This window comes from Olsenella sp. CU969 (genome assembly GCF_905219715.1).
Lineage (GTDB): Bacteria > Actinomycetota > Coriobacteriia > Coriobacteriales > Atopobiaceae > Granulimonas > Granulimonas faecalis.
In genome coordinates, this window is the sequence record NZ_CAJMXC010000086.1 from 1 (window position 1) to 8,029 (window position 8,029).

An 8,029-nucleotide genomic window follows, 5' to 3' on the forward strand; every position below is an offset into this window, starting at 1 on the left:
GTCACGGCGAAGCCGGCCTCGAGGAGGTGCCGGGCGATGGGGGCACCCATGATGCCGCAGCCCACGAAGCCGATGCGTTCGATCTTTCTCATCCAGTACCTCTCTTGGGAATCGGGCCCCGCCCCCTCGAAGGCGACGGGGCCGGTCGGGCTCAGCGGTCCTTGGTGCGCCGGCCGCCCACCCTGGAGGCGATGCGCTCCGAGAGCGAGCCGTGCTCGCGGCGGTCGCGGCCCCAGAAGACGAGGGCCACCATACCCGGGCCCACATGGCTGCCGATGACCGGCGAGACCGAGCTGCGTACCACGATCATGTCCTCGCAGCCCTTCTCCTTGCGCAGCAGCCCCTCGAGCCAGTCGCCGTCCTTCTCGGCGTCGGCGGTGACGATGCCCACGGGCATGGAGCGCTCGCCGTCGCTCGCGTCGCGGAAGTCCTCCACGATGGCGCGGATGGCCTTCTTGCGGCCGCGGCACATGCGCTTGAAGGTGAGGGCGCCCGACGGGTCGTAGGAGAGCTCCGGCTTGATGTCGAGCTTGCCGCCGAGGCTCGCGGCCGACGCGGGGATACGGCCGCCGCGGGCCAGGGCGTCGAAGCTGTCGAGGGTGAAGAAGCCGTGGATGAAGTTGCGGGCCTCCTCCACCCAAGCCACGAGGTCGTCGAAGGAGGCGCCGAGGTTGGCCTGGTGCACGGCCTCGATGGCCAGCAGCTGGGCCGCGGCCGAGGGGCAGCGGTTGTCCACGACGGCCAGCCGGAAGCCGGGGTGCTCGTCGCGCACCATCTGGGCGGCCTCCTCGGCGGCCCGCNCCGACGNGGAGAGGGCCTCGGTGAACCCGAGGTAGATGGNGGGCTTGCCCTGCTCGGCGGCGCGCTTGAAGACCTCGTAGTAGTGGCCGGGGGTCACGGCACTCGTGGTGGGGTAGGTGCCGCGGCGCATGGAGTCGTAGAACTCCTTGGCCGTCACCGATTGGAACAGGTCGTCGGTGCGCTCCTCGCCGTCCACCACATAGGGAAACCCGACCACCTCGACGTTGAGGGCCTGGGCGATGGCAGGGTCGAAGTCGCCGCACGAGTCGACGATGATGTGCACGTTGTTGCGGCTGCTGCGGAAGCGGCGCACATGCTCCTCGCGGGCCCGCTCATCGGCCTCACGGCGCTCCTCGGCCNGGGCGTCGGCCTCCTTGCGGGCCTGGCGCTCCGCCTCCTTGCGGGCGCGCTCCTCGGCCTTGGCCTGCCCCTTGGTGGGGACGGTATCAGCGTTGTCGGTGGTCACAGGGCCCTCCCGTTCATAGGCAAACAGCGTTTGATTTTACCCGTTGGGCGCCGCCGGGGCGACGGCGGCCCAAGACCCCCACGGATGCGGGCGCCGGCCCCTCGTGGGGTCGGCGCCCGCCGGTGCCGCCGATGATGGCGAGGGACTCAACCCTCCCGCTCGTCCTCGGGCTTGAGGATGCCGTAGCCGCCGTTCCTGCGGTGGTAGATCACATGGACGTTGCCGGTGACCATGTCGCGGAAGACGAAGAAGTCGTGGCCCAGGAGGTCGGCCTGAACGAGGGCATCCTCCTCGGTGAGCTTGGTGTACTCGATGTACTTGGTGCGCACGAGCTCCTCGTCGGCCTCGGCCTCGTCGCCGAGCACCTCCGCCTCCAAGGCGGTGTTGGCCTGGACGGTCTCCATGCCTTCCGCACGGCCGGCGCGCTGGCGGCGCTCGACGACCTTGGTCTTGTACTTGCGCATGCGGCGCGTGACCATGCGGGCGGCCTCGTCGATGGCGGCGTACATGTCGTCGCCGGCGCTGGAGACGCGGATGACCGTGCCGCGCACGCGCACGGTGACCTCGCAGATGTGCTCGTTGATGCCGCTCTTGTAGTGCTCCACGCGCAGGGCGACGTCGNCGGTGAGGGGCTTGATGNCGAAGACCTTGAGGGCGTCGCCGACCTTCTGCTCGGCGTGGTCGCGCAGGGCGTCGGTGNCCNGGNTNTTGCGTCCATAGACGGTGATTGCCATGGTGGATCCCTTCTCGTAGGTTGCCAGGGTCTTAGCGGCCGGGCCGCCGTGTTGCTGCGGTTCCTATACCCGTTTACTTCTGAAACTCCCATGAAAACATCGTCGACAGCAGAAGAACACGGCCGGCGGGCCCGATGGGGCGGCGAAGGGTCANNCGATGGACGTGACGGCGTTGGAGCCGGCCGAGGACCCGTCGCCCGACCCCGGGGACGGCACCGAGAAGGCACCGTCGGAGCCTGGGTCCGTCGCAGAGCCCGAGGCGTCGGCAAGGCCGCCGGACGCCGCGAGCTCGATGAGGGAGTCGGCGCCGAGGACGGGCAGGTCGCCCACCCACCGGCTTCGGATGACGCTCAGGACGCCGTTCGACCCCACCGCGTCCAGGGCCTCCTGGACCGCGGCCACCAGGGCGTCGTTGGACGGGTCGACCCCCGCCCCCACGAACCTCGGCACGTCGACGGTGCCGAGGAGGTCGACGGCGGGGTGCTCGAGGGCCACGTAGGCCCCCTCGTAGGCCGAGCACGCGACACAGGCCACCTCGCCCTGCTCCNGGGCCNCNAAGGCCGAGTCGATGTCGTCGTAGGGGCGCCCCGCCGTCGCGAGGACGTCCACGGAGGCCAGGGCGAGCTGGGCCGGGGACCCCTGGACCACGGCCACCCCACGGCCGAGGACGTCCTGGAGGTCGAAGGGGCCCTGGTCGTCGCCCACGAAGACCCCCACGGCCTCCTCCATGTAGCTGGAGACCACCGACAGGCCGGTGCCGTCCTGGGCGCCCACCCCCAGTACCACGTCTGCCCCCTGGNCCGAGNCGTNCTCGACGGAGGGGGCGCACACGAGGTCGAGGGAGAGACCCATCTGCTGGGCGAGGGCCGCCGCCACGTCGACGTCGATGCCCTGGAGCGTGCCGTCCGCGGCCTCCATGACATGGGGCGTGCCGGCACTGGCGAGCACGGCCACCCTCAGCACCCCGTCCCGCTGGATGACGGGGGGTGCCACCGACACCTGGGCCTGGGCCTGGGCGCTGCGCAGGGCCTGGGCCTCGTCCACGGTGGTGGTGACCGGCGCCTGGCATCCGCCGAGGGGTGTCGCCAACACGAGGGCGAGGACGGCCCCAAGGGCCTTGGATCGGGCGGGGGACATGGGCTCCTCCTGTCGTTGTCAAGTACCCGGGTCGTGGGCCCCGGGCCGTCTCTGCCGGCTGACCTGGTCTTCGACCCCACACTCGCGCACGGGGGCTCTCGCTCGGACGCCGCGGCGCCTTCACTACCCGCCCTCTCCCCCGNGNGGCNATGGGNCCCCGCAGACGGTTGACGGGAGGTGCGGCTTACTTCTAGGACGAGCCGTNATCGCCGCCGCGCGCACGCGGCGGCTTACGTGGATCCCTNTGGCCTCGTCTGCCATGGACTAGGACGCCCTGTGAGTGGCGCCCGCAACCACAGACCCGGCAAAGACGTTAGGAACTATACCATCGGCTGAACGCTGTCCGATAATCACCACGTGCGGGCCACGGAAACGGTCCACACGCCCGCGGCGCCGGCGGCGAGCAGAGACCGGGCCGCCTCGCGCACCGAGGCGCCGGTGGTGATCACGTCGTCCACGAGGAGCAGGCGNCAGCCGGACACGTCCTGGGCGCACGAGAACGTCCCGGCCACGTTGGCGGCCCGCTCCCCCCTCCCCAGCGAGCGCTGGTCGGCGGCGTGGCNACNGAAGNGCGCGTCGNCCAGCGGGACGCCCTCCATGGCGGAGAGGCACGCCGCGACGTCGGCCATGGGGTCGAACCCGCGGCGCCGGAACGCCTCGGCCGTGGAGGGCACGAAGCACAGGGCGTCCAGCGAACCCGGGTCCACGCGGCCGCGGTCCCAAGCCGAGGCCTCGTCGAGAGCGCAGGCGCACGCGGCGGCCAGCACCGGGGCGAGCCGGCGCTCGTGGCCGTCCTTGTACACCTTGACCATGCGGGAGGCGGGCCCTTCCAAGGAGAAGGCCGAGACGGAGGCCTCTGTCTCCCACGAGCCGTCGCACTCCGTGCACACGAGCCAGCCCCCGGGCGCACCGCACACGGGGCAACAGAAGCGCTGGTCTATCCAAGGAAGCCTGAGCCGGCAGCGATCGCAGAGCAAGTTGCCGGGGCCGTCGCACCCGGCACAGCGGGCGGGCCAGAGCAGGTCCCGGGCCAGTTCGGCCGCACCCGCGAGGCCTGCGGAGACGTCCATGCACACCACCCCCTCGGCAGGTGGGAGGGGGTGGTGTGGATTCTAGCGGAAAAGGGAGGGGCGGTCAGCGGGGGAAGAGCCGGGCGGCGTTTTTCCAGAGCGCGGCGTAGGTCTCGGCCGGGTCGGAGACGCCGCACTCGGCGCGCACGTCGGCGAGGCAGCGGGCCGTGAGGCACACCATGGCCGGCTCGCACTCCAAGCCGCGCAGGGGCACCGGCGCCATGTAGGGGGAGTCGGTTTCGGTGAGCATCTGCCCGAGGGGGCAGGCGCAGGCGGCGTCGCGGATCTCGTCGGAGCACTTGAAGGTGACGGCGCCGCCGAAGGCCGCGAGGCAGCCGCGCTCCACGAAGGGGCGCATCACGGCCGGGTCGCCCGTGTAGCAGTGGAGGTCCACCCCGGCCTCGGGCACCCCCACCTCGTCGAGGACCTCGAGGGCCATGGCGTGGGCGGCGGCCGCCGGGTCGTCGCGGTCGTCCCGGATGTGCAGCTCGCAGGGCACGGCGAGCTCGCGGGCCAACCGCAGCTGGCGGCAAAAGACGTCCCGCTGCACGTCCACGGGCACGTCGCAGGTGAAGTCGAGGCCTATCTCGCCCACGCCCGCGCAGCGGGGGTCGGCCAGGAGCTCCGAGAGGCTCGCCATGGCCGCGTCGTCTGCCCGGGCGGCGCCGTAGGGGTGGATGCCGGCCACCACGCGCACGTTGTCGCAGAGGTCGGGGGCGCCGGGAAACGCCGGCGGCACGAGCCCCTCCGCTGCGGCCGCGGCGAGCAGGGAGCGCGCACCCTCCACNCACCCGTCGAGGGAGCGGAGGAACGCCCGGGCGTCCGTGGCGTCCTCGGTGGGGTCGGCCGGCACCACGAGGAGGCGCACGCCGGCCAGGGCGGCGCGGGCCACGGCGCGGGCCGGGTCGTGGCCGCGGAAGACCGTGAGGTGGCCGTGGGTGTCGGCCAGGGGCGCGAGGGGGCGCGGCCATGGGCGCGGACGCCCCTTCTGGTCGCGGAAGAGCTCGCCGTCGTCGAGCAGGTCGTCTATGGCGCTCATGAAGCCTCCTCGAGGGCGAGGGCCAGGCCGACGAAGTCGGCCACGGAGAGGGTCTCGGCACGGCGGGTGCCCGGGATCCCGACGGCGGCGAGGGCCGCGTCGACGGCGTCCTTGTCGAAGCCGCGGGCGCCCATGGAGTTGCGGATGGTCTTGCGGCGCTGGGCGAAGGCGGCGTCCACCACCCCGGCGCAGAGGGCGCGCTGGGCGTCCGTGAGCGGCTCGCCCGTGGCGGGGTNGCAGGGCCGCACGCGGTCCAGGCGCACCACGGAGGAGTCCACGTGCGGGGGAGGCATGAAGTTGGCCGGGCCCACCTCGAAGCGCCCGGTGACCTCCGCGTAGAGCCCCAGCTTGACGGNGTAGGCGCCGTAGGCCTTCGTGCCCGGCACGGCCGAGATGCGGTCGGCCACCTCCTTCTGCACCATGCACACGCAGCGCCCCACGGAGGGCATCTGCTGCAGAGTATCCAGGATCACCGTGGCCGCCACCTGGTAGGGCAGGTTGGCCACGAGCATGGTGGGGTCCGTGGGCACGCCGGCCAGGCCGAGGGAGGCGGCGGCGCGGCGGAGGTCGTCGGCCCCCACCCGGAGGGCGTCCCCGAGCACGAGGGCGAAGCTGTCGCGCCAGGCGGCGCACGTGGCCCGGAGCACCGGGGCGAGGGAGCGGTCGGCCTCCACGGCCACCACGGCCCCCGCCCGGGGCAGCAGCGCGCAGGTAAGCGTGCCGATGCCCGGGCCCACCTGGAANAACAGGTCGTCGGGGGAGGGCTCGGCAAGGTCGAGGATCCTGCCGATGACGTGGTCNTTCACCAGGAANTTCTGGCCCAGGCGGTGNTTGGTGGCCAGGCCGTGGGCCTCGAGCACCGCGCGGGTGGCGCCGGGGCTTGCCAGGGGCGAGAAGCTCACTTGCCCCCCTTGGCGGCCTTGGCCTTGTCGCCCTTCTGGGCGGCGCCCTCGGCCACGAGGCGCGGGAACAGCGCGTCGCCCTTGGTCACCGGGGCGCCCTGGGCGAAGCCGCCCCAGGCGCAGGCGGCCTTGAGGTCGCAGGTGCCCACCTCGTCCCCGGCGGACAGGCGGCGCAGCACCTCGGCGGAGGTGGTGGGCATGAGCGGGGCGAGCAGATGGGCCGAGACGCGGATGGCCTCCACGAGCGAGCCGATGACGAAGGCCAGCTCGTCGGCGCGCGCCGGGTCCTTGGCCAGGCTCCAGGGCTCCATGTCCTCGATGTAGTGGTTGGCCGCGTGCACGAGCTCCATGACGGCCGCGGCGCCCTCGTCGTAGGCGAAGCGGTACATGGCCTCGAGGTAGCGGTCCACGAGNCCGGAGGCCACCTGGGAGAGCGGGCTCTCGACGGTGTCCCAGCCCTCGGACATGGCGGGGGTCCTCCCGTCGAAGTACTTGGCGCTCATGTTGAGCGTGCGGCTCACGAGGTTGCCCCAGGAGTTGGCGAGGTNGGTGTTGTAGACCTGCTCCATGCGGCCCCAGGAGATACCACCGTCGGTGCCGGGCTTGACGTCGGTCATGAAGTAGTAGCGGTAGCCGTCCACGCCGAGCAGGTCCACCACGGTGGCGGGCGAGACGACGTTGCCGCGGCTCTTGGACATCTTCTCGGTGGCGCCGGTCTCCTCGTTCTTGACGGTGAGGAAGCCGTGGGCGAAGACCTCCTCGGGCACCGGGAGCCCCGCGGCCATGAGCATGGCGGGCCAGATCACGCAGTGGAAGCGGATGATGTCCTTGCCCACGAGGTGCGCCTGGGCGGGCCAGCGGTAGGCGAANTCCCCCTCGTCGGCGCCGTAGCCCACGGCGGTGAGGTAGTTGATGAGGGCGTCGAACCAGACGTAGGTGACGTGGCCGTCGTCGAAGGGCAGCTCGATACCCCAGTCGAAGCTCGTGCGGCTGATGGAGAGGTCCTTGAGGCCGCACTCCACGAAGCTCACGACCTCGTTGCGGCGGATCTCNGGCTCCACGAANTGCGGGTTGTCGCGGGAGAGCTCGAGCAGGCGGTCCCGGAAGGCGCTGAGCTTGAAGAACCAGNTCTCCTCCTGCACGCGCTGGAGGGGTCTGCCGCAGTCGGGGCAGAGGTGCTCGCCCTCGGTCCCGCGCCCCTCGTCGGCGTGGCGGACCTGGGTGTCGGTGAAGTAGGTCTCCTCGGGCACGNAGTACCAGCCGTCGTAGGAGCCCTTGTAGATGTAGCCGTTGTCCTTGATGGTCGACATNAGGCGCCGGACGGCCTCGGCGTGGCGGGGCTCGGTGGTGCGGATGAAATCGTCGTTGGTGACGTCGAGNAGCTGGAGGAGCTCCTTGAAGGCGGGCACGAGGGAGTCGCACCACTNCTGCGGGNTCATGCCGTNCTCGGCGGCGGCCTCGGCGACCTTCTCGCCGTGCTCGTCGGTGCCCGTGAGGAACATCACGTTGTGGCCGGTGGCGCGGCGCAGGCGCGCCTGGACGTCGGCCAGCACCGAGGTGTAGGAGGTCCCCAGGTGCGGGGCCGCGTTGACGTAGTAGATGGGGGTGGTGATGTAGTACGAGGGCTGCACGGTGTCCATGGGGCGCGTCCGTTCTCGGTGGGGTCCTAAGCTTGTTTCCTCGGGCCATTGTAGCCCGACGGGACCGGCGGGCGCGGCGCCTAGGCCTTGAGGGACACCACGAGGTCGTAGGCGGCCGAGCGGGCCAGGCCGCAGCGGCGCGCGACCTCCTTGGCGGCGGCCGAGGGCGACATCCCCCGGGCGAGGAGCCCCGAGGCCAGTGCCCGGGGCTCGGGGGCCGCCTCTGCCTCGGGGGCCGGG

6 protein-coding genes and 1 pseudogene are annotated in these 8,029 nt (G+C 71.9%); all 7 read right to left on the minus strand.

Annotated elements, in window-relative coordinates; all coding sequences use genetic code 11:
• Positions 1–151: 151 nt before the first annotated feature.
• The 7 genes and pseudogenes from JX283_RS07390 to JX283_RS08895 all read right to left on the minus strand — a co-directional run bounded on the left by JX283_RS07390 (position 152) and on the right by JX283_RS08895 (position 7,989).
• Positions 152–1,267, minus strand: coding sequence for a DegV family protein (locus JX283_RS07390; RefSeq protein WP_239652536.1), 1,116 nt, complete (start codon positions 1,265–1,267; stop codon positions 152–154).
• A gap of 146 nt (positions 1,268–1,413) precedes the next feature.
• Positions 1,414–2,001, minus strand: a pseudogene (hpf, locus tag JX283_RS07395) (ribosome hibernation-promoting factor, HPF/YfiA family).
• Positions 2,002–2,151: 150 nt separating this feature from the next.
• Positions 2,152–3,138, minus strand: coding sequence for an ABC transporter substrate-binding protein (locus tag JX283_RS07400; protein ID WP_204829999.1), 987 nt, complete (start codon positions 3,136–3,138; stop codon positions 2,152–2,154).
• 1,134 nt (positions 3,139–4,272) lie between these two features.
• Complete coding sequence (locus JX283_RS07410) at positions 4,273–5,247, minus strand: TatD family hydrolase (protein WP_204830001.1); 975 nt, start codon at positions 5,245–5,247, stop codon at positions 4,273–4,275.
• A complete protein-coding gene (gene rsmA, locus JX283_RS07415) occupies positions 5,244–6,149 on the minus strand; it encodes a 16S rRNA (adenine(1518)-N(6)/adenine(1519)-N(6))-dimethyltransferase RsmA (protein WP_204830002.1) in 906 nt (301 codons plus the stop codon). Before rsmA ends, JX283_RS07410 begins: the two co-directional genes overlap by 4 nt.
• Complete coding sequence (metG, locus tag JX283_RS07420; protein WP_204830003.1) at positions 6,146–7,789, minus strand: methionine--tRNA ligase; 1,644 nt, start codon at positions 7,787–7,789, stop codon at positions 6,146–6,148. The genes rsmA and metG overlap by 4 nt, the downstream gene beginning before the upstream one ends.
• An 80-nt stretch (positions 7,790–7,869) precedes the next feature.
• Positions 7,870–7,989 carry a helix-turn-helix domain-containing protein gene (locus tag JX283_RS08895; protein WP_204830005.1) on the minus strand — a complete coding sequence of 40 codons (120 nt, stop codon included), beginning with the start codon at positions 7,987–7,989 and terminating at the stop codon, positions 7,870–7,872.
• Positions 7,990–8,029: the final 40 nt, after the last annotated feature.